Source organism: Virgibacillus sp. CM-4 (assembly GCF_000445495.1).
In the GTDB taxonomy this organism is placed as follows: domain Bacteria; phylum Bacillota; class Bacilli; order Bacillales; family Amphibacillaceae; genus Virgibacillus; species Virgibacillus salexigens.
Genome location: NZ_AUQA01000002.1, coordinates 827532 through 850082, shown reverse-complemented (window position 1 = coordinate 850082; position 22551 = coordinate 827532). Strand labels below are relative to the sequence as shown.

Here is a 22551-nt window from a genome sequence, read left to right as displayed (position 1 = left end):
TTTAGAGGATGGTGGAGTATATGACAGAGAAAGTTCAAGTAGGAATTATTGGTTGTGGTGGCATTGCCTTTGGAAAGCATTTGCCGAGTTTATCAAAACTACAGCAGGTAGAGCTCGTTGCTTTCTGTGATGTGAAGAAGGAAAAGGCCGAACAGGCAGCGAAAGAATATGGAGTGGAAGGTTCAAGCGTGTATCAAAACTATCAAGATTTGTTGAAAGATTCAGCGATTGATGTTGTCCATGTTCTTACACCAAATATTTCTCATGCAGAAATTAGTATTGCTGCGCTGCAAGCAGATAAGCATGTCATGTGCGAAAAACCAATGGCAAAAACGGCAGAAGAAGCCAAGGCAATGCTCGAGGCGGCCAATCAATCAAACAAAAAATTAACGATTGGTTACAATAATCGTTTTCGACCAGATAGTCGATATTTAAAACAAGTTTGTGATCGCGGCGACTTAGGAGAGATTTATTTTGCAAAAGCTCATGCGATTCGACGGCGTGCTGTCCCTACATGGGGAGTGTTTTTAGATGAGGAGAAGCAAGGCGGCGGTCCATTAATTGATATTGGAACACATGCACTTGACTTAACATTATGGATGATGAATAACTATGAGCCGAAAGTGGTTATGGGGGCTACGCATCATCAATTAGGAAAGAAAGAGAATGCAGCAAATCCTTGGGGTTCATGGGATCCAAAGGCTTTCAATGTAGAAGATTCCGCGTTTGGATTTATCACAATGAAAAACGGTGCTACCATAATCTTGGAATCTAGCTGGGCATTAAACTCCTTAGACGTAGACGAGGCAAAATGCTCCCTAAGTGGATCTGAAGGCGGAGCTGATATGAAAGATGGTTTACGCATGAATGGAGAAGAATTTGGAAAGCTTTACACGACGAATGTAGATTTAGGAGCGGGTGGTGTTGCCTTTTATGATGGGGAAACAGAATCTGACGCTGATCTAGAAGCGCGACTGTGGATTGAGTCCATAATCGAAGACAAAGAAACAGTTGTCCAGCCTCAACAGGCTCTCGTAGTGACCCAAATTTTAGAAGCGATCTATCAATCTGCAAAAACGGGGAAAGCAGTTTATTTTGACTAAACAAAAAAAGGGTGGCAATAAGAATGATTCGAGTAGCATTATTAAGTAGATGGCATGTTCATGCTGACGACTATGCAAGGGAAGCAATCGCACATCCAGATTTACAAGTGGAAATGGTTTGGGATGAAGACCCCGATCGTGGAAGGCGATGGGCGAACGAATTAGATGTTGCTTTTGAAGCAGATATTGATCAGGTTTGTTCAAGTCCGGATATAGACGCTGTCATTATTACCACACCTACAGATCAGCATAAGAAAGTCATGTTAAAAGCTTGTCAGTATCAAAAACATATTTTTAGCGAGAAAGTATTGGCTTTCACCATAGAAGATTGTCAGGAGATTATTAAACAGGCAGAAGACGCTGGTATCAAATTAATGCTATCGCTACCAAGGCTTACGGAGAAAGAATTTCTGCAGGCAGATCATGCGCTAAACGAAGGATGGCTAGGGGATTTATCGATGATTCGCTGCCGGCTAGCGCATAATGGAGCAGTTGCTCCAGCTGGAAAAGAAGCAGGCTGGCTGCCAAAGCGTTTCTTTAATAAAGCGCAAACTGGTGGTGGAGCACTAATTGATCTTGGTGCACATCCAATTTATTTAACAAACCGCTTAGCCAAAGATCCGAAGGCAGTTTATGCAAGAATGCAGCCCCAAGTTAGTAAGGATGTTGATGATGCAGCAGTAGTAACCATAGAATACGCTTCTGGAGCATTAGGCGTTGTGGAAACTGGCTTTTTATCATATAGTAGTCCTTTCCAATTGGAACTGTATGGTACAGAAGGTGTTCTACTAGCTGAAGAAGGTCGTATTCGCTTAAAGAGTATCCATTATGGCGACAACCAGTGGATAGAAATTGATGAGCAGCTTCCAGTAGTAGCAACTCCAATGGAGCAGTGGGTAAACGCTATACAAACAGATGAACCAACTTTTATTACTGCTCAAGATATGATGCAATTAACAATGATTAATCAGGCAGCGCGTCACTCCCATCAGGAGGGAAAGCGAATAGAAGTAAGTGATATCAAATAAAATTTACAGACGAAGGGGATATACACAATGAAAGTAACCATCTGGAACGAATTTCGTCATGAAAAAGAAAACCCGAAAGTTGAAGAAATTTATCCAAAGGGGATTCACGATACGCTTTCCCAATTTTTAGTAGAGGCGGGCTTAGATACACAAACAGCAACATTAGATGAACCAGAACATGGCTTAACCGATGAGGTATTAGAGGAAACAGATGTCCTTGTTTGGTGGGGGCATAAGGCGCATCATGAAGTAGAGGATACGATTGCAGAGAAGGTAAAAGTACGTGTTCTTGAAGGAATGGGATTAGTAGTTCTTCATTCAGGTCATTTTTCCAAAGTATTTAAGAAATTAATGGGTACAACATGTGATTTGAAATGGCGGGAAGCGGATGATAAAGAACGCTTATGGGTAGTTGATCCGAGTCACCCAATTACAGCAGGAATAGGAGAATATGTCGAGCTCGAGAAAGAAGAAATGTATGGCGAACATTTCGACATCCCTGTTCCAGACGAGTTGATCTTTGTTAGTTGGTTTGAAGGTGGAGAAGTATTCCGAAGTGGTGCTACCTTTAAGCGCGGGCAAGGAAAGATTTTTTATTTCCGTCCAGGTCACGAGACATATCCTACGTATCATAATAATGAAATTCAACGGATTATTACAAATGGAGTAAAATGGGCGGCGAGTTCGAAAAGTATCAAGCCAACCTATGGTAACAAACAGCCTTTAGAGAAAATAGCAGAGAAGGGGTAGATCACATGGCATCACTACGCGTAGCGATAATTGGCTGTGGAAGTATTGCTAAACATCGGCATTTATTAGAATATCAAGCTAACTCAAAAGTAGATATTGTGGCTGTTTGTGATAAGGTAGAAGAAAGAGTGAACGAGACTGCACAACGTTATCAGGTAAAAGCTTATACGGATTATCAAGCCATGTTAGCCAAAGAGGAACTGGATGCGGTCAGTGTTTGCTTACCTAATTATTTACATGCTCCTGTATCCATTGCAGCATTAGAAGCAGGCTGTCATGTCTTATGTGAGAAACCAATGGCTACAAGCATTCAAGAAGCTGAAGCGATGATCACTGCTACTAAGAAGCGTGGTAAAAAACTAATGATTGGTCATAATCAGCGGTTTGTCCCGTCCCATCAAAAAGCAAGAGAAATGATTGCAAACGGGGAGTTAGGGAAAATCTACAGCTTTCGGACGGCATTTGGTCATGGTGGGCCAGAAGGCTGGAGTATTGATGGCAAAAATAGCTGGTTCTTTAAAAAAGATGAGGCTTTTATTGGATCCATGGGAGATCTCGGTGTACATAAGGCTGACTTAATTCGCTTTCTTCTTGGTGAAGAAATTAGTGAAGTAGCTGCGTTTGTTGAATCAAATGCAAAAACGGACACAGATGTCGATGATAATGCTGTTTGTATGTTAAAAACAGAAAGCGGAATTATCGGTACTTTAGCAGCAAGTTGGGCGTATGTATCTAAAGAAGATAATGCAACAAGAATTTATGGTGAAAAAGGCATTTTGCGTTTAGAAGATGATTCAACTTATTCGTTTATTGTCCACCATGCAGATGGGAACGTGACAAATATTGATCTAGGTGGTATTCAGTCTAATGAGGAAGATGGCCAAACAACGACGCATGTGATTGACCATTTTGTCGACTCAATTTTAAACGATATCGAACCATTGGTTAATGGGGAAGAAGGATTGAAATCACTGCAAGTCATTTTAGCCGCGTTGGAATCAAGTCAAACGAAGACAATAACAAAAATATAGGAAGGTTTGTTATGGATAAATTAAAAGTAGGAATAATTGGAGTCGGTGGGATTGCTCAGAGCAGGCATATTCCAGCTTTCCAAGCGTTAGAAGATCGAGTGGAAATCATAGCAGTGCAGGATGTGAATCAAGATCGCGCCAAAGAAGTAGCTGCAAAATATGACATCCCACGTACATTTGTTCAATATCATGATTTATTTGAGCATGTAAATGCGGTGGTAATTTGTACACCAAATAAATTCCATGCAGAAATTACAGTAGCAGCATTAGAAGCTGGTGTTCATGTCTTATGTGAAAAGCCAATGGCGATGACGACGGAAGAATGTGAGCGTATGATATCGGCAGCGAAGCAATCTGGCAAGCAGTTGGCAATTGCTTACCATTATCGACATACCGATAATGCAAAGCTTGCAAAACAAGCTGTACTGCATCAGGAAATTGGTGAGCCGCTTGTAACTCGAGTGCAGGCGTTACGCAGAAGAAAAGTTCCCGGCTGGGGGGTCTTTACTAATAAAGAACTACAAGGTGGAGGCAGCTTGATTGACTATGGTTGTCACCTTCTAGATTTAGCGATTTGGCTGTTAGGCGATCCTGAACCGGTGGAAGTGTTGGGAACAACGTACAATCGGCTAAGCAAGCTGCCAAACCAAATCAATGATTGGGGCACATTCGATCATGCAACGTTCGAAGTGGATGATCATGTAACTAGCTATATTACGTTTGACAACGGGATTTCCATGCAAATGGAATGCTCTTGGGCAGCCAACATTAAGGAAGATACGAGACATTTGAGTATTTCCGGTGTCGATGGTGGGTTGAGTCTCTATCCGTTTGAATTGTATCAACCAAAGCTTGGTACTTTTATGCGCAGCGATGCAAAAGTAGAGCATAATGAAACAAACGCTGGCTATATTCAGGCTGAGAACTTTGTAGATAGCTGCTTGGGTCAAGACGAATTAGTCGTGAAGCCAGAACAAGCCTTAAAAGTTACCAAAATCATTGATGCCATTTATCAAAGCAGTGACACGGGTAGCAGTGTGAAGCTGAAGTAATAGTGTTTATAGGGGAAGAGGGCAGCAGCCTCATCGGCCTGTTTCTGATTGGTCATAAGTATAGAAAGGTGGAGTAAAAGATGAAATTAGGCGTATTTACTGTTTTATTCGGAGAAAAATCTTTTGAGGATATGCTCGATTATGTGCAAGCGTCTGGATTAGATGCGGTGGAAATTGGCGCGGGCGGAAACCCAGGTACAGCTCATTGTAACGTCGATGAATTATTAGCTAGTGAAGAGAAGCGGAAAATATATTTAGATAAAATCCATTCGCGTGGGTTGACGATTAGTGCATTTAGTTGCCATGACAACCCAGTTTCACCAAACCAAGCACATGCTGAATCTTCTCATGAGGCGTTTGTTAAAACGGTGAAATTAGCAGAATTAATGAATGTACCAGTCGTTAATACATTTTCTGGTACACCTGGTTCCAACGAGCAATCCAAATACCCGAACTGGCCGGTTACCCCATGGCCCACTGAATATTCAGACATCCTTGATTGGCAGTGGGAGAACAAGTTAATTCCTTATTGGAAGGAACAGGGCCAGTTTGCAAAAGATCATGGGATAAAGATAGGCTTGGAATTACATGCAGGATTCCTCGTCCATACACCATATACGATGTTGAAATTACGTGAAGCAACGAACGATGCAATTGGTGCTAACTTAGACCCAAGTCATTTATGGTGGCAAGGGATTGATCCAGTTGCGGCGATCAAAATTCTTGGTAAACAAAACGCCATTCACCACTTCCATGCAAAAGATACGTACATTGATCAAGAAAATGTAAACATGTACGGTCTAACAGATATGCAGCCATATAGCAGCGTGCAAAGTCGCGCTTGGACGTTCCGCTCTGTCGGCTATGGGCATAGTGAAAAAGAATGGTCGGATATTGTGAGTGCGCTACGTACGTATGGCTATGATTATGTTATTAGCATTGAACATGAAGATCCAATCATGTCGGTTGATGAAGGATTCCAAGCAGCTGTAAAGAATTTAAAAGATGTAAATATCAAAGAGGCCCCTGCTCAGATGTGGTGGGCATAACAGAGATTAGCATTTCTAAGCTTGTAGAGAAAATCCTTGTTTTTCTACAAGCTTTTTTTTCTTGCCTCCAAGAGTACAGCCCACTCCCTGTTCGAAAGCACGAGTCCCCTTGTGCAAACCTTGGATATTCGCCAAAAGTTAGACATTTTAATAAGTAGCAAAGTAAATCATTCTAGTTGTAATAAATAAAGTGAGCGGTCGAGTGATTTTTAGACAGTCTGTAGGGGATTTATTGAAAGAAAATAGAAGGTAAGTGGAAGGGGCCCCTTTTTTTCAAAAGAATCGCCACATAAAACACCTTCTCAACTCGAATATCTTAACTGCTGATGAAAGCGTAGGATTAAGGAGTTAGCTTGTTTTCCCTAATGCATGATCTGTGAAGTGAAAGAGATAAAATGCAAGAAGGATAAAATTAGCTTATTTCGGGTATATCAATATGACAGTGCATGAAATATAAATTTATTATGAATGTGAGGTGGAAAATCATGAAAGATAAACAACGAGATCACTTAACCCCTGACTTTGATGCGATTGTCATTGGTGCAGGATTTTCAGGGTTATATATGCTTCATCGCTTACGTAAAGCAGGGTATCGCACACAAGTGTATGAAGCAGGTGCTGATGTTGGGGGTGTTTGGTATTGGAATCGATATCCAGGTGCGCGCTGTGATTCGGAAAGCATGTATTATAACTACACCTTCTCTAAAGAGTTGTATAAAGAATGGACGTGGACAGACCGGTTTCCACAGCAGGAAGAGATACTTCACTATTTAAACTATGTAGCAGATAAGTTCAATTTACGAAAAGGTATTCAGTTTAATACAAGGGTAACAGCAGCTCATTATAATGAGGAGCAGCAGCTTTGGCATATTTATACAGACGATGACTCCCATGTGACAACAACCTTTTTCATCTCAGGTGCAGGCTGTTTATCAACGAAGAATGTTCCAAACTTTAAAGGATTAGAACACTTTAAGGGAGCATGGTATCATACAGGAAATTGGCCGCATGAAAACGTAGATTTTACGGGCAAACGTGTTGGTGTAATTGGAACTGGATCCAGTGGCATACAGGCGATCCCGGTTATTGCTAAAGAAGCAGATCATTTAACTGTGTTTCAACGTACCCCACAATATACAGTCCCAGCGAAAAATCATCCATTAGATCCAGAAATAATTAAGGAAGCAAAAGCGAACTATCATCAAATTAAGCGAGAATTACCAGAATCAATCAATGGCGTACTAACAAAAGTCAGTAGACATTCGGCATTAGAGGATGACCCAGAAGAAAGGCAACGGGTCTATGAAGAGGCTTGGCAAGAGGGAGGTTTCTCGTTTCCGTTGGTTTATAAGGATTTAACAAGTAATGAGGCTTCCAACGAAACAGCGGCATCCTTCATTCGACAAAAGATCGAACAGATTGTGGAAGACCCTGAGACAGCTAAGAAACTACAGCCAGACCATTATTATGGAACGAAGCGACCGAACTTAGATGACCATTATTACCAGACGTTTAATCGAGATAACGTAACCCTTGCAGATGTTAATGAAGATCCAATTGCTGAAATTACATCTAAAGGAATTCGTACAACCAGTTCTGATTTCCCACTTGATGTAATTGTTTTTGCGACAGGATTTGATGGGATGACTGGATCCTTATTTAAAATCGATATTCGTGGAAGAAAAGGGGTTGCCTTAAAGGAAAAATGGGAAGATGGAGGCCAGGTACGTACCTACTTAGGATTGGCAACAGCTGATTTCCCAAATTTCTTCATGATTACTGGACCAGAAAGCCCATCTGTCTTAGTGAATATGCCGACAGCAATTGAACAGCATGTGGAGTGGATCGCTGGTTGCTTAGAATATATGCAAAAGCATGGGAAAACAACGGTGGAAGCAAATCCTTCAGCGGAAAAAATGTGGAGCAAGCATTCAAGAGAAATAGCCGATAAAACATTGTTCCCTAAAACCGATTCTTGGTACACAGGAGCTAATATTCCGGGAAAGCCACGATCTTTTTTAATTTATCTTGGTGGATTTGAAGCGTACACACAAATATGTCATGATGTTGCAGCTAAATATTATGACGGATTTACTATGAGCTAAGGCTCGTCATTAGAGAACTTTCGGCTGTCGAATCCTATTGCCCGACAGCCGAATATTAGATGATAATAATACTTTGAATAAACGTAATATACGTCGTTAGTACCAAACATAAGGCGAGCATAAATGACAATGTTGCTGACATTTTTGTTTTGAACACATACATGCTGATAGTAAGACATAGTGCGATGACAGCGAAGAAAATAGTGGAACTATTCCACATGAGTGTTACCTGATTACCATCAATTGGTCCATGGTAAAACATTTCTAAAATCGGAGCATATCCGCTACTTTGGATTAAGTTCTCGATCTGGAATGGGGGTGATTGTTCATTCATTACGCCAGTAACGATAAAGATTAATAAAATTATGAGAAATTCTGCACGTACCCACGGCTTCGGGTTAAATGTAGAATCTGTTGTTAGTTTTTTCTTCATCCAATAGCCATTGATAAAAGCGTAAATAAATAGTGGTAAGATAAATAGATGCTTGATTAGTAAACTTTGACCATAGGATACCAAATAGGAATCAGTATACTGTTGGAAATTAATTATGGCATTCATTAACAACAAGCCACTTATCATAATGAACAGAAAGCAGGCGATAGCTGTTGGGTGAAACCATGTTAAAAAACGATTCCAATTGTGAAGATCCTTGGCGAACCAGCTTACAAGCAGTAAGCAGCCTACCCAAATAATAACAGCGATAAAGTGCATAGCATGAATAAACACACCATATATACCTTCGACCGAACCTGCATGGCTGCTCCATGCAACACCAATTGCAAGGAACACAACAAGCGCAAGACCTCCCCAAGCTGTCTTTTTATCTTGATTATCATCGGTTAAGGTAATATAAAATCCAAGAACAATACTAAGGATGAACGTAAAAAGCCAAGCGTTACCTATTTTAAATGATAATAGAACTGTCTGTGCGGCTGAGCCAAAGCCATATGCCTGTGACAAATGGGTGATAATTTGAATCAATGGGATAAATGATAAAATCGTAATTCCCAAAACAGCCAGAAGTTTAATGGTTGAAGAAATATAAATGGCTGGCTTGCGATTAGTTGGTATAATCGCAAATATATATGCCCCTATTAAAAGGGAAAAACAAAGGTAAAGCAGTGTTTCACTTATGATGGTTAGAAAGAACATGTCTTATTTTTTCCTTTTCAATCGTACTATTACAATGATTGCAATGATTGCAACAACAAGAATAGCAATTAATATCACGTTTGAATTATCTTGTTCTGCTTGGTTGCTTTCAGTTTCATTGGCAGGTGAAACTGTATTATCTTCATCTGTTTCTGCTGCGTCTTCTTCTGTAGGGGCTGTTTCTTCATTAGCCGTATCCTCTTCAACAGATTCCTCTACATCTACAGTAAATGTAATCGAATCCTCCATTGGATGGCCATCTACTCCAATAATCTCCCATCTTGCTGTATACTCTCCATTTTCTAAAGCTTGATCAAACACAGCATGTAATTCTCCATCATCATTAATGCTAATATTGTCAACCTGGGTCAATGTTCCATTGCTGTTTTCTAATTCTAATGTAGCCGTTTGTTCAATAACGGTGTCAAAAGATAATGTCATCTCTTTCATTGGTTCTGTAACCGTAGCCTCTGCTTCTGGATTGGAGCTTGCCAAATGCGTATGTGCAAAAACGGGGGGTGCCATGTATAGGAAAATAGTTGTTGCTACAAATATAGTGATTAGTTTTTTCATTTGATCTCCTCCTAGCTATTTTTCGATTTAAGATTACTAAATTGTGAAGCATTACACAACTATGTTCCTAAAAAAGAAATGACTATTTGGTGAATAGGACGATTTAACTTTCTAAGAAGTTAAACTCTTTGTAAAAAAGGCTTGAGTTTCTTCAGGATCTTAGAAATAATTGGTAAAGATGGTGCGTTGGTTCTACTATGGGAAGTTGTTTCTCTAGATAAGGGAGGAGAAAAAATGGCAGTTCATTTATTATGGAATATCATTCCTTTTGTAATAATAATTGCAACTATCGTTATTATAAGGAAACGTAAGAAAGCGGGCGTAACAGGGATAAAGACGGCATTTACGCCGATGTGCTTGTTAGTATCTGCCTTTGTTAATTATCTTGCTTATTGGTTTGATGTTATGGGCATTATTAGCTGGGCTGTTTCAATATTTTTACTTGTATTGTCTGCTTATTTCACAAAATACTTGCCACAAGGCCAAACATAAGGTGATAGCTCTATGCGATACCCTTGCGAAATGAACCACCCGTGGTCCCCGCGAATGGTTCATTTACTTTACCCAAACAGTATACGTGATAAGTAGATGACGGCAGTAACAGTAATGGTACTGAACAATGTAGAGAAGAGGACAATTTGTGCTGCAAATGTTGGATAATTATTATATTCTTGCGCGATTACGGAACTATTTACTGATGTTGGCATAGCAGATGCGATAAACAATGCTTGTGCGGCAATGCCCTCCATTTGGAATAAGTAAATGATTCCGAGTGCGATAATTGGTCCGATAATCAAACGTATGATTAAACTAAAATAAACCGATGATAAACCTGCACTTAAGCGCAGTTGTGCCACTTGAGCACCTAATGTGATTAATGCAATCGCAATCATTGCATCAGCAATATAATTAGCAGGCACCCAAACAAAAGAAGGCAATGGCACGTGCGTAATATTAAGGATAACGCCTGCCAACATCGCATACAGAACTGGCATTTTAAAATATCCCAGCAATGCTTGCATCTTCCCAATATTCACGGATTGTAGAGAAAAGATCCCGTAAGAAAACAAGAAAATATTCTGTAATGTAAGCACAATTACTTGAATTGACATTGCGAGTGGGTCACTCTTAAATACCAAGTCGTTCACTGGTACTCCATAGTTTCCTGAATTAAAGAACATCACACTATTTGAGAAAGTGGTCGATTTACCTTTATCAAATCCGAGTAATTTTCCAGTTAAACTGCCAATAACGAAAAGAATGAGCACATAAACAATAAAAAAAGCAACGATATGCAAGAGCAATTGGCCAGAGAAATGTGTACTATACAGTTTAACAAAGATAAATCCAGGGACTAAAAAGTAAATATTTAGTTTGGCTAGGGTTTGTAAATTTAGATGAAACTTTTTCTGCATGAAGAAGCCAATACCCATAATAATAAATATCGGTAAAATAATATCTTTAAGTATCGTAAGAAATTCTTCCAACGGTGTTCCCCTCTCTCTTCTTTAGGTGTTGAAAAACAAAGAAGTAACCGCGCCTACTACACTGTTTATCTTCAAATGACTGAATGTATTCCAGCTCATGGATCCGTAATTTTCCAATTGTAAAATATTATCGCACTGGTCTATTCTGCTGTCAAACTACCTAATTAGGAACTTTACAAATTGTTTGATAATAGCTACTATTGATAATTAATATGTGATATGGGGGATGATTGTTGTGCAGCAATTTGCTTTTTCAGATAGTTTAAACCGATTACCACAGCAATTTTTTGCACAGCTTGTACAGAAAGTGAACAAGCTAACCGACGAGGGACATGATGTAATTAACTTAGGACAAGGAAATCCGGATTTGCCTACACCTAATTATATTGTAGAAGAATTAAAGGTGGCAGCAGAAAATCCCGATCATCACAAATATTCTCCTTTTAGAGGACAACCATTTTTAAAACAGGCGATCGCTGATTTCTATAAACAAACGTATGATGTGGATATTGACCCTGCATCTGAAGTTGCTGTTTTATTTGGAGCGAAGACGGGTCTCGTAGAAATCAGTCAATGTTTACTTAATCCTGGTGATTTGGCCTTGTTGCCCGATCCAGGCTACCCTGACTACCTTTCTGGGATTGCCTTAGCCAATGCTCGAACATCGATGATGCCATTAAAGAAAGAAAATAACTTTTTGCCAGATTATCTGGCTATTCCTGATGATATAAAAAACCAAGCAAAGCTTATGTTTTTAAATTATCCGAATAACCCAACTTCAGCTATGGCTTCACAAACCTTTTTTGACGACACGGTAAAAATGGCAAAGAAGCATCGTCTGTGTGTTGTTCATGATTTCGCTTATGGTGCGATTGGCTATGATGGTAAAAAGCCACAAAGCTTTTTGCAATCAGCCGGTGCGAAAGATATTGGTGTCGAAATGTATACCTTATCAAAAACGTATAATATGGCAGGCTGGCGCGTGGGATTTGCAGTGGGAAATGCATCGGTAATAGAAAGTCTGAATTTGATTCAGGATCATTTATATGTCAGTTTATTTGGGGCTATCCAACAAGCAGCACAAAAGGCTTTGCTTAGTGATCAACGTGATGTAACCCACCTCGTGGAAACATATGAAAGACGTAGAAATGCTTTAATCAATAGCTTGCACGCAATAGGCTGGAGGGTAGAACCACCACAAGGAACGTTTTTCGCATGGCTGCCAGTTCCTGAGGGGTATACTTCGGAAACATTTGCTGAATGCTTATTACAAGAAGCACATGTAGCTGTTGCACCAGGAAATGGGTTTGGTGAAGCTGGGGAAGGATATATCCGAGTAGGTTTATTGGCAAGTGAAAAGAGATTAGAAGAAGCAGCAAAAAGGATTGGTAAGTTAAATTTATTTCGATAGCTTTTCCTGTGATTTTTTAACAGGTGTATTTTTAGTGTAACCACGCATAGTAAAAAGGAACAGGTGAAAACTTGTTCTACTACTTTCCCATTAGGAGTGTTTTTCAAATGGCCAATAATAATCGTAATCAATTAGAAGTGCCAAGTGCGGAAAATGCTGTCGATGCCTTAAAGTATGAGATCGCTAATGAATACAATGTCGATCTCGGAGCCGATACAACCGCACGTGAGAATGGATCCGTGGGTGGCGAGATGGTAAAGCGGATGATTAAAATTGCTGAACAAGATCTCGCAAACAGGAAAAAGTAGTAACAAATAGGGAGGATGCTCTATGGAGCATCCTTTTTTTAATGTATGAAGACTTTATTAAAAAATAGGTTGATTTTTCTAATTATTTCGATTAAAATCTAAACAAGCTAAAAAAGGAATGATTATTCCAATATACGGAATATTTTTGCAAGCGTTTTAAGGGAGGAGAATAAATGAATAAAGTAATCAACAAGCGTGAAATCGTGCAGCTCATTCAGGATGGCGATACATTACTTGTAGGTGGGTTTGGTATGTCTGGAACCCCTCTCACCTTGCTTGATGAAATAGCAGCATCTTCAAAGCAACATCTTACCGTCGTAAGTAACAACCTAGGGGAAGTAGGCAAGGGATTGGGAAAACTATTAACGTCTGGCTGCCTGAAAAAAGCAGTAGGTTCTTACTTTACAACCAATCGAGATGCTGTGAAGGCCTGGAACGATGGGTTACTTGAAATTGACCTTATTCCTCAAGGTACGCTAGCCGAGGCGATCCGATGTGGGGGAGCAGGAATAGGAGGTTTTTATACAAAAACAGCTGTTGGAACAAAAATTGCCGAAGGAAAAGAAGAGAAAGTGATTGATGGGGAAAGATATTTGTTGGAGAAATCAATAAACGGAGATGTTTCCTTAATCAAAGCTTTGAAAGCGGATACATTAGGTAATCTTATTTATGACCATACGGCGCGAAATTTCAATCCATCCATGGCAACTGCGGGAAAGGTGGTTATTGCGGAAGTAGATGAAATTGTAGAAGCGGGGGAGCTTTCTCCACTAGATATCGTAACCCCTCATGCGTATATTGATTATCTTGTCCTAAACAAGTATGTGAAAAAGGGAGGTGTGTACGTTGAGCCAATCGGACCGTATTCGTATAGCAAATAGAGTTGCTAGTGAATTAAGTGAAGGGGAAATTGTTAATTTAGGTGTTGGTATCCCAACCTTAATTCCAGATTGCTTAGGGGATAAAAAAGTATTTCTACAGACAGAGAATGGACTCCTGGGAATGGGACCTACACCGAAGGAAGAAGAAGTAAATATGGATTTAATCAGTGCAAGTAAAAAGCCAGTCACGATGGATATTGGTGCTTCCATTTTCGATAGCTCCGACTCTTTTGCGATGATACGAGGAGGGCATGTGGATGTTGCTGTTTTAGGTGCACTTCAAGTAGATCAATACGGAGAAATCGCAAATTGGGCTGTTCCAGGTAAAACAATTTTAGGTGTGGGTGGTGCAATGGATCTTGTAGCAGGTGCTAAAAAAATTATTATAGCAGCCACACATATGTCGAAGTCAGGTGAACCAAAGCTGGTAGAAAAGTTAACCTTTCCTAGTAGTGGCGTGGCTAAGGCAGACTTGCTAGTAACAGAGCATGCGGTTTTTGGGTTTACCAACGATGGTGTAGAACTGGTTGAATTATTGTCGGATATCAGTTTAAAAGATTTACAGCAGATAACTGGTACGACGTTCAAAGTGAAAAAAGCAGAAATAAAAAATTAGGAGGGAAATCTATGCAGAAAATGTTTGGGATGGTTATTAGCTTCTTAATGATTATGGGAGTATTGATAGGTTGCTCAGAAGAGACTGGAAGCACGAAGTCAAACTCAAATGCAGGCGAAGATCTTAGCGAAATATCCTTTGGTTCGGCAACAGTAGGTGGGTTTTGGTATACATTATCAGGTGCGATGTCAGATAAAATGGCTTCCGTGTTTCCGGATTCCTCAACTACAATTGTCGAAGGCGGTTCGGTATCCAACTTACTAGGTCTTGGGCAAGGGACGTTTCATATAGGTTTTAGCAATGGGCAAACCGTACCTGAAGCATTGAATGGGAAAGGAGCATTTGATGAGCCAATAAAAAATGTAAGTACAGTAGCAACACTTTACCCGAATGTTTTTCATATTGCTGTGCGAGAGGATTCGGATATATATAGTGTGGAAGATTTAAAGGGCAAAGTTGTCAGTCCTGGTATCAAAGGATATAGCGGAGAATTGGCATTATTGGATATTTTAGAAATGTCTAATATGAGTTACGACGATTTGGGCGGCGTTGAATATGTCGGAACTGCTGATGGGGCTGATCTTTTGCGTGATGGTCATATTGATGCAATTACAGGAATGTTAGCTGCGCCAGTATCCACATTTCAAGAATTAGATACAACAATGGGACTTCGGTTTATTCCACTTCGTGATGAGGTAATTTCATCGCTTCATGAAAAGAATGAAGGTTATCTGGAATATACAATCGAACCAAATACCTACCCAAGTCAGCCAGATCCAATAAAAACAGTTGCAGGTTATACAGTTCTCCTAGCCAATAATGATTTGATGAGTGAGGATGCCGTCTATAAGTTAACGAAAATGATGGTAGAAAATCGCGACGAATGGGAGAATATTTCATCGGTTATGAGCGACTTTACTGCCGAGTATTCAGTTGAAAAAAATGTTGGTAATTTGCATCCTGGTGCAAAGAAGTACTATAAGGAGATCGGCGTATTGGAGTAAAAGTTAATGGCAAGGCTGTCAATCTTACATACGTGGGGATTGGTACAGTACATTCTGATCAAAAAGGAGGTTTGAATATGACAGGACAAAACAAATCGGATGTACCTATACAGGGAGATCAAGAGGAAGAGGCAATTCAGAATGAAAAAGTGCGTTTGTTGAAGGGGTATTCTAGCATGATTATCTCCATTGCTGCTATTACAATGTCCCTGTTTCATCTTTACACAGGTCTGTTTGGGGTATTTGAATCGATCTTGCAGCGCGCTGCACATTTAGGGTTTGCGTTAATACTTGTATTTGCCATCTATAAGCCAAGTAGAAAAGCAGCCAAAAATCAATCGATACCGTGGTTTGAATGGATATTTATTGCACTGTCCATTGTATCCTATTCTTACTTTGTAATGCATGCACAAGAAATACAGTCTCGTATGAGTTATATTGAGCAACTAACGCCATTAGAAATGGCTCTTGGTTTTATTGCATGCCTATCGCTTATTGAAGCTACTAGAAGAGTAATTGGAAATACACTTGTCATTCTAATCCTTGTTTGTCTCGTATACGGTTTTTGGGGACATTTGATTACAGGAGAATTGGGGCATCGTGAATTTACTCCAATGTGGATTATTGATCATCTTTTTTATACAGCGTCAGGTGTGTTTGGTACTCCACTGGGGGTTTCAGCAACGTTTATCTTTTTATTTATTCTATTTGGTAAGTTCTTGGAAGTATCAGGAGCAGGAAATTTCTTTATTAATTTATCAGTAGCTGGTATGGGAAAATACCGAGGTGGGCCAGCCAAAACGGCTATTGTAGCTAGTTCGATACTTGGCACAATATCTGGAAGCGCGGTAGCTAATACAGCAACAACAGGAGCATTTACCATCCCGTTAATGAAGAAAACCGGTTATAAGAAACAATTCGCTGGTGCCGTTGAAGCTGTATCTTCAACGGGAGGGCAAATCATGCCACCCATTATGGGGGCATCGGCATTTATTATCGCTGCTTACTTAGGAATTCCCTACATGGAGTTGGCGGTTGCAGCCATTATCCCAGCAGTTTTGTATTATCTTTCTTTATTTATTCAGGTAGACCTACGGGCAAAAAGGAATGGATTACATGGGATACAAGATGGTCGTCTACCGAAAACCTGGGATATTTTTAAAAGAGGTTTCCATTTCTTAATTCCTTTAGTAGTTATCGTTGTTTTATTAATTGGAGGAAGTTCTCCAATGAAGGCAGGATTGTATGCAATTATTGCAACGATCCTCGTTGCGGCGATTCGAACAGCAAGCAGGTTGTCAATCAAACAAATTGTGAAAGCATTGGATCTAGGAGCAAAAGCCTCCTTAGAAACAGTAATTGCTTGTGCTTCTGCAGGATTAATCATTGGAATAATCAGCCTCACAGGGATTGGTCTTAAATTTAGTAGTATTATCATCGATCTTTCCGGCGGTGTTCTCATTTTAGCATTGGTATTTACGATGATCACAAGTATTATATTGGGAATGGGTCTTCCAACTGTAGCTGCCTATATTGTTCAAGTTCCCTTGACAATCCCAGCATTAGTAGAGCTAGGAGTAGCTCCAATTGCCGCTCATTTATTTGTTTTTTACTTTGCCGCGTTATCTGCAATCACTCCACCTGTTGCGCTGGCAGCGTTTGCAGCTGCGGGTATCTCGGGTTCAGAGCCAATGAAGACAGGACTAACAGCTATGAGATTAGGAATTGCGGCTTATATTGTACCGTATCTGTTTGTATATGGAGAGCAGTTACTGTTAATCGGCGGGATATCGCAGATCATTCTATCTATTGCAACCGCTGTCATTGGGGTTATAGGAATTGCTAGTGGTGCAGAAGGGTGGCTGCTTAGACATGCATATTGGTATGAACGTGTAATTTTATTTGCTGGTTCGTTACTCATGATTTTTCCTGGGATATACACAGATATCGTCGGTGTAATTACATTATTATTCGTATACCTTTTGCAAAAAAGTGTACGTAAAGATGCACAGGTGGAACAACCTAGTCAATTAAAGGAGATGTGAGTATGAAGCAAGTGGCAGTAGTTGGGGCAGGTATCATGGGAAAAGGAATCGCATACGCATTTGCAGTATCAGGCTATACGGTGATGCTGAATGATGTGAATGACCAAATTTTGCAAGCTGCAAAGACGGATATTGAACAATTGCTTGACCGCAGCTATAACAATGGCTTTATCAATGAGGAAACGATAAGCGAAGCAAAGATGAATATGATCTATGAATCTGATTTAGAGTCAGCTGTTAAACACGTAAATCTAGTAGTAGAAGCAGTGCTGGAAAAAATTGAATTAAAGATCGACATATTTAAAAAACTGGATCATTATTGCAAACGAAGCACGATTTTGGCGACAAATACTTCGACAATGAGTCCAACAGAAATTGCTGCTCAAACAAATCGGCCAGAAAAAGTCGTAGCGATGCACTTTTTTAATCCAGTTCACAAAATGAAATTAATTGAAGTCGTTAGAGGATTAGAAACATCGGATGAAACAGTGGATGTGATTAAAGAGGTTTCGCTTAGTTTAGGAAAAGAAGCAGTTGAGGTGAATGAATTACCTGGGTTTGTAACGTCGCGAATGAACTGCTTGATTGGTAATGAAGCAATGAATATGCTGATGGAAGGTGTTGCTAGTGCAGCAGATATTGATAAAGCAATGAAGCTTGGTCTGAATCATCCAATGGGTCCACTGGAATTGGCTGATTTAGTAGGTTTAGATTCGCGGCTTCGGAATATGGAATACCTTTATCAAACACTAGGGGAAAAATACCGGCCTTCACCGCTGCTTACTAAATATGTAAAGGCAGGAAGGCTGGGCAAAAAAAGTGGGATTGGATTTTACGATTATCGCTAAAGGAAGGGAGAATAATGATGAGCTTTAAAAATATTCAAATCACGGTAGACCATGGCGTTTATTGGTTAATGCTTCATCGTCCAGACTCACGTAATGCACTGAATACAGAGATGCTTTCAGAGATAGAAGCGGCTATAAATGAAGCAGAATCAATACCTGAGGTGCGTGTGATTATTATTCATAGTGTAAGTGAGAAAGCTTTTGCGGCAGGCGCAGACATCAAACAATTATCTAAAAAAACAAGTTTGGATGCGCTTAGCCCAGGAATGCAGGCGCTATATGACAAAATTGAAAGCAGTAAAAAAGCAACGATTGCAGCTGTGGATGGATATGCCTTAGGTGGAGGATGTGAACTTGCAATGGCCTGTGATATCCGAATTGCTACAGAACAAGCAACGTTTGGCTTACCTGAATTAAATCTAGGTATCATTCCTGGTGCAGGTGGTACACAGCGTCTAGCTAGAATCATTGGGAAGGGTAGAGCATTGGACATGATTCTAACAGGAAAGAAGATTAGTGGAATAGAAGCAATGGACATTGGCTTGGTTACCTATTTAGTAGCTACGAATAAAGATTTGTTAGAAAAGGCAAATACGGTCGCATCTCGCCTTTTAAATAGGGGACCAATCGCTATACAACTAGCAAAAATGGCAGTCCATAAAGGCTATGACGTCGATCAATCGACAGCTTTATGGATGGAGAAACTCTCACAGGCAGTAGCCTTTGAAACAGAAGATAAACAAGAAGGTACAAGCGCATTTATGGAGAAAAGAACTCCAACATTTCAAAACAACTAAGTAAAGGGGCTTTATCATGGATTTTCGTTTATCTGAAGATCTCGCGTTTTTAAGAGAAACGGTAAGGAAATTTGTTCGAGATGAAGTAGAGCCATTAGCGATGCAAATAGAAGAGAAGGATCAAATCCCTCAAAAAGTTATCGATCAGTCAAAGGAGATGGGGTTATTTAGCTTAAGTATTCCTGAGGAATATGGCGGATTAGGATTAGATATGGTTGGAAAATGTGCCATTTATGAAGAATTAGGAAAAACTCATAATGGGTTTACCACATTAATTGGAGCCCATACAGGAATAGGTAGTGTTGGGATCGTCGAACTGGGAACAGAAGAACAAAAACAAAAATATTTACCCAAAATGGCGACTGGAGAGTGGATTGGAGCCTTTGCTTTAACAGAGCCAAGTGCTGGTTCAAATGCAGCTAATCTAAAAACAACTGCTGTGAAAAAAGGAGATAAATACATTCTAAATGGTTCCAAGCATTATATTACGAATGCCGTTGATGGTCATGTGTTCACCGTTATGGCCGTAACCGACCCATCCAAGGGTGCAAAGGGGATTACTTCATTTATCGTGGAAAAGGATTTTCCAGGGTTTGTTTTAGGTAATGTGGAGCAGAAGATGGGACTAAGAGGGTCGCACTCTGCAGAATTGTTCTTCGAAGATATGGAAGTGCCAGTCGAAAATGTATTAGGAGAAAAAGGACAGGGATATGTCAATGCATTAAAAATACTTGCTAATGGCCGAGCAGGCTTATCAGCTAGAAATTTAGGATCTTGTGAAAAGTTACTCGATCATTGCTTGGCATATGCCCAGGAACGAGAACAATTTGGGAAACCAATACTTGAAGTACAAACGATACAAAATATGTTAGCAGATATTAGTATGCAAATTGAAACCTTACGTTCGTTAACCTATCGGGTTGCTTGGATGACCGATCAAAAACAACGAGTTGTAAAAGAAGCTGCCATTGCAAAATTATATGGTTCAGAAGTGTATAACAACGTAGCAGATCTTGCAGTACAAATTCACGGGGGAATCGGCTATATGAAAGATTATCCGATTGAACGGTATTATCGTGATGCTCGAATTACCAAAATTTATGAAGGAACATCAGAAATTCAGCGAAACATAATTGCTGGGGAACTAATCCGTGAGTTGAAAAGGAAGGATGGATAGCATGGAAGAATCATTTATTGTTGGTTCCGTACGAACAGCTGTAGGTAAAATGGGTGGGACATTAAAACATATTACAGCGGATTACTTAGCTGAACAAGTAATCCGTGAAGTTCTGGCAAGACATGGCTCTGATGTAGAGGTTGATGAAGTCATTCTTGGGCAGGCGAAACAGAGTGCAGATCAATCGAACCTTGCACGTGTGGCCTTGTTACGCGCGGATTTATCCGTATCTACGACTGGTTATACGGTGCATCGTCAATGTGGCTCTGGTCTGCAAGCGATTAATAATGCAGATATGCAATTAAAGCTAGGACTTGCAAATGCCGTAATTGCTGGAGGGGCAGAAAGTATGAGTACAGCACCATTTTATCTTAGACATGCGCGATATGGCTATCGAGCTGGGAGAGGGCTTTTATTGGATCCAAATACCGAAAGTCAGCCAGGTTCTCAGCCTATTGAAGAATATGGTGATTTGACAATGGGAATGACTGCAGAAAATCTAGCAGAAAAATATCGGATTTCACGAGAGGAGCAGGATGAATTTGCTCATCGAAGTCAGGAGCTAGCGGATCGCGCTATCAAAGAGGGACGCTTCCAACAACAAGTCGTTCCATATGAAGTGAAGGAACGAAAGAGAAAATTAGTATTTGACAGAGATGAGCATCCAAGGCTTTCATCAAAAGAAAAGCTAGCCACACTTCCAGCGGTATTTAAAGAAGGAGGAACTGTAACGCCTGGTAATGCAAGTGGAAGAAATGACGGAGCAGCAGCCCTATTAATGATGAATAAACGGACAATGGATGTTCATGGGCTGAAACCGAAGGCAAGAATTCTCGCACAGGCAGTGAGTGGTGTATCACCTGATATAATGGGGATTGGACCAGTGGAATCAACAGCTAAAGCGTTAAAGCAAGCAGGATTACAAATGAAGGATATCGGATTAATTGAACTAAACGAAGCGTTTGCTGCCCAATCGATTGCTGTAATAAGGGAGGCAGATATGCCAATGGAGCGGGTCAATGTCAATGGAGGAGCAATTGCATTAGGCCATCCTATTGGAGCAACAGGAGCAGTGATCATGACAAAACTCCTTCATGAAATGGAGCGAACTGGTGAACGATATGGTCTTGCTACACTCTGCATTGGTGGTGGTCAAGGAATATCAACGGTGATTGAATACCTTCACTAAGATAGAGATGGCACAAATGCCAGCTCTATTAAACTATTTTTTAACGTTAGAATGATTTAAGATAACACTATAGAGCTTATTTTCTATAGGGGGTTACGTAGTATGAGTCAAAGTTTATTGAAGGCAGTTGGATTATTAGATTGTTTTCATTCCAAATCAGAATTAAGTTTAATTGAATTGGTGGAGATGTCCCAATTACCAAAGACAACTGTATTTCGGTTAGTTCTATCTTTAGAAGAAGCAGGGTTATTAGTAAGGGTCAAACGATCCAGTCATGATGTGAAGTATCGCATGGGGCTAAAGCTATTGGAATTAGGTAACCGCGTAAGTGAACAACTGGAATATCGGAAGATCGCCCTGCCATATATGAAGCAATTAAATGAGAAATTAAACGAATTGGTTCATATGGTTGCGATCGAAGGAAATGAGGCAGTCTACGTCGAGAAATTAGATAGCAGTAAACCGGTACGCCTTGTCATTAAAGTAGGAAAAAGATCTCCGCTTTATGCTGGATCGGGTCCGAAGATGTTATTAGCCAGCATGGATGATGCAGTATTAAACAACTATTTAGAACAACTGGAAATACAAGCAATTACTGAAAATACGATAACGAGCAAAGAAGCATTGCTAGAAGAAATAGCCAAGATTCGAGAGCGTGGATATTCCGTCAGTAAAGCGGAGCATTTTAAAGATACGGTAGGTTTTTCCTTTCCGATTAAAAATTATAACGGCACCACCCTGGCCGCGCTTGGGATTAGTATTCCAATAACCGATTACTCGAAAGACAAAGAGGAAGTAATCATCGAAGAAATTCGGAAAACAGCCCAGCATATATCGACGCTATTGGGATATAGCGGGTGAAAGTGGGATAACGGAGAAATTTTGGAGAGAGTGCACACCTGAGATAGAGCACTCGTTCAACTCGAGAGAAGTCAGCACAACGT

22 protein-coding genes are annotated in these 22551 nt (G+C 40.1%); 19 read left to right on the top strand and 3 right to left on the bottom strand.

The features are described 5' to 3' along the window. Window positions 1-20: 20 nt before the first annotated feature. The 7 genes from M948_RS27620 (at window position 21) to M948_RS27590 (ending at window position 8118) form a co-directional block, all read left to right on the top strand. Window positions 21-1103, top strand: a complete 1083-nt coding sequence (locus tag M948_RS27620; RefSeq protein WP_021289651.1) for a Gfo/Idh/MocA family protein — start codon at window positions 21-23, stop codon at window positions 1101-1103. Between the two features lie 23 nt (window positions 1104-1126). Beyond that, entirely contained in the window at window positions 1127-2131 is a 1005-nt protein-coding gene (locus M948_RS27615; RefSeq protein ID WP_021289650.1) for a Gfo/Idh/MocA family protein, read from the top strand. A gap of 27 nt (window positions 2132-2158) precedes the next feature. Beyond that, the gene (locus tag M948_RS27610; RefSeq protein ID WP_021289649.1) at window positions 2159-2881 is read left to right on the top strand and encodes a ThuA domain-containing protein; all 723 of its coding nucleotides are present in this window, start codon (window positions 2159-2161) and stop codon (window positions 2879-2881) included. A 5-nt stretch (window positions 2882-2886) separates the two neighbouring features. Continuing rightward, complete coding sequence (locus tag M948_RS27605; RefSeq protein ID WP_021289648.1) at window positions 2887-3912, top strand: Gfo/Idh/MocA family protein; 1026 nt, start codon at window positions 2887-2889, stop codon at window positions 3910-3912. An 11-nt stretch (window positions 3913-3923) separates the two neighbouring features. Further along, window positions 3924-4964 carry a Gfo/Idh/MocA family protein gene (locus M948_RS27600; protein ID WP_021289647.1) on the top strand — a complete coding sequence of 347 codons (1041 nt, stop codon included), beginning with the start codon at window positions 3924-3926 and terminating at the stop codon, window positions 4962-4964. Window positions 4965-5044: 80 nt separating this feature from the next. Continuing rightward, entirely contained in the window at window positions 5045-6013 is a 969-nt protein-coding gene (locus M948_RS27595; RefSeq protein WP_021289646.1) for a sugar phosphate isomerase/epimerase family protein, read from the top strand. Window positions 6014-6498: 485 nt separating this feature from the next. Beyond that, a complete protein-coding gene (locus tag M948_RS27590; protein WP_021289645.1) occupies window positions 6499-8118 on the top strand; it encodes a flavin-containing monooxygenase in 1620 nt (539 codons plus the stop codon). Window positions 8119-8173: 55 nt separating this feature from the next. On the opposite strand, the gene M948_RS27585 is transcribed toward M948_RS27590, so the two are convergent. Together M948_RS27585 and M948_RS27580 are read right to left on the bottom strand one after the other, a co-directional pair. After that, window positions 8174-9271, bottom strand: coding sequence for a copper resistance D family protein (locus M948_RS27585; protein WP_021289644.1), 1098 nt, complete (start codon window positions 9269-9271; stop codon window positions 8174-8176). Between the two features lie 3 nt (window positions 9272-9274). After that, complete coding sequence (locus M948_RS27580) at window positions 9275-9844, bottom strand: copper resistance CopC family protein (RefSeq protein WP_021289643.1); 570 nt, start codon at window positions 9842-9844, stop codon at window positions 9275-9277. A gap of 234 nt (window positions 9845-10078) precedes the next feature. Here M948_RS27580 and M948_RS27575 point away from each other — a divergent pair, with 234 nt between their 5' ends. Then, on the top strand, window positions 10079-10336 hold the full coding sequence (locus M948_RS27575) for a hypothetical protein (protein ID WP_021289642.1): 258 nt from the start codon (window positions 10079-10081) through the stop codon (window positions 10334-10336). Between the two features lie 68 nt (window positions 10337-10404). Here M948_RS27575 and M948_RS27570 read toward each other — a convergent pair whose 3' ends face one another. Then, window positions 10405-11331 carry an AEC family transporter gene (locus M948_RS27570; RefSeq protein WP_021289641.1) on the bottom strand — a complete coding sequence of 309 codons (927 nt, stop codon included), beginning with the start codon at window positions 11329-11331 and terminating at the stop codon, window positions 10405-10407. Between the two features lie 235 nt (window positions 11332-11566). Between M948_RS27570 and M948_RS27565 the strand changes: the two genes are divergently transcribed. The 11 genes from M948_RS27565 (at window position 11567) to M948_RS27515 (ending at window position 22468) form a co-directional block, all read left to right on the top strand. Beyond that, complete coding sequence (locus M948_RS27565; RefSeq protein ID WP_021289640.1) at window positions 11567-12742, top strand: pyridoxal phosphate-dependent aminotransferase; 1176 nt, start codon at window positions 11567-11569, stop codon at window positions 12740-12742. A 107-nt stretch (window positions 12743-12849) separates the two neighbouring features. After that, on the top strand, window positions 12850-13050 hold the full coding sequence (locus M948_RS27560; RefSeq protein WP_021289639.1) for an alpha/beta-type small acid-soluble spore protein: 201 nt from the start codon (window positions 12850-12852) through the stop codon (window positions 13048-13050). A gap of 173 nt (window positions 13051-13223) precedes the next feature. Continuing rightward, window positions 13224-13931: a CoA transferase subunit A gene (locus M948_RS27555; RefSeq protein ID WP_021289638.1), complete on the top strand. Its 708-nt coding sequence runs from the start codon at window positions 13224-13226 to the stop codon at window positions 13929-13931. Next, window positions 13897-14547 (top strand): 3-oxoacid CoA-transferase subunit B, encoded by a 651-nt coding sequence (locus M948_RS27550; protein WP_021289637.1) that lies wholly within the window; start codon window positions 13897-13899, stop codon window positions 14545-14547. Before M948_RS27555 ends, M948_RS27550 begins: the two co-directional genes overlap by 35 nt. Window positions 14548-14558: 11 nt before the next feature. Next, on the top strand, window positions 14559-15551 hold the full coding sequence (locus M948_RS27545; RefSeq protein WP_021289636.1) for a TAXI family TRAP transporter solute-binding subunit: 993 nt from the start codon (window positions 14559-14561) through the stop codon (window positions 15549-15551). A gap of 77 nt (window positions 15552-15628) precedes the next feature. After that, window positions 15629-17596, top strand: a complete 1968-nt coding sequence (locus tag M948_RS27540; protein WP_021289635.1) for a TRAP transporter permease — start codon at window positions 15629-15631, stop codon at window positions 17594-17596. 2 nt (window positions 17597-17598) lie between these two features. After that, complete coding sequence (locus M948_RS27535) at window positions 17599-18444, top strand: 3-hydroxyacyl-CoA dehydrogenase NAD-binding domain-containing protein (protein WP_021289634.1); 846 nt, start codon at window positions 17599-17601, stop codon at window positions 18442-18444. A 14-nt stretch (window positions 18445-18458) separates the two neighbouring features. Beyond that, window positions 18459-19241: an enoyl-CoA hydratase/isomerase family protein gene (locus tag M948_RS27530; RefSeq protein WP_021289633.1), complete on the top strand. Its 783-nt coding sequence runs from the start codon at window positions 18459-18461 to the stop codon at window positions 19239-19241. Between the two features lie 16 nt (window positions 19242-19257). Then, window positions 19258-20418: an acyl-CoA dehydrogenase family protein gene (locus tag M948_RS27525; protein WP_021289632.1), complete on the top strand. Its 1161-nt coding sequence runs from the start codon at window positions 19258-19260 to the stop codon at window positions 20416-20418. A gap of 1 nt (window position 20419) precedes the next feature. Beyond that, a complete protein-coding gene (locus M948_RS27520) occupies window positions 20420-21607 on the top strand; it encodes a thiolase family protein (RefSeq protein WP_021289631.1) in 1188 nt (395 codons plus the stop codon). Between the two features lie 102 nt (window positions 21608-21709). Next, window positions 21710-22468: an IclR family transcriptional regulator gene (locus tag M948_RS27515; RefSeq protein ID WP_021289630.1), complete on the top strand. Its 759-nt coding sequence runs from the start codon at window positions 21710-21712 to the stop codon at window positions 22466-22468. Window positions 22469-22551: the final 83 nt, after the last annotated feature.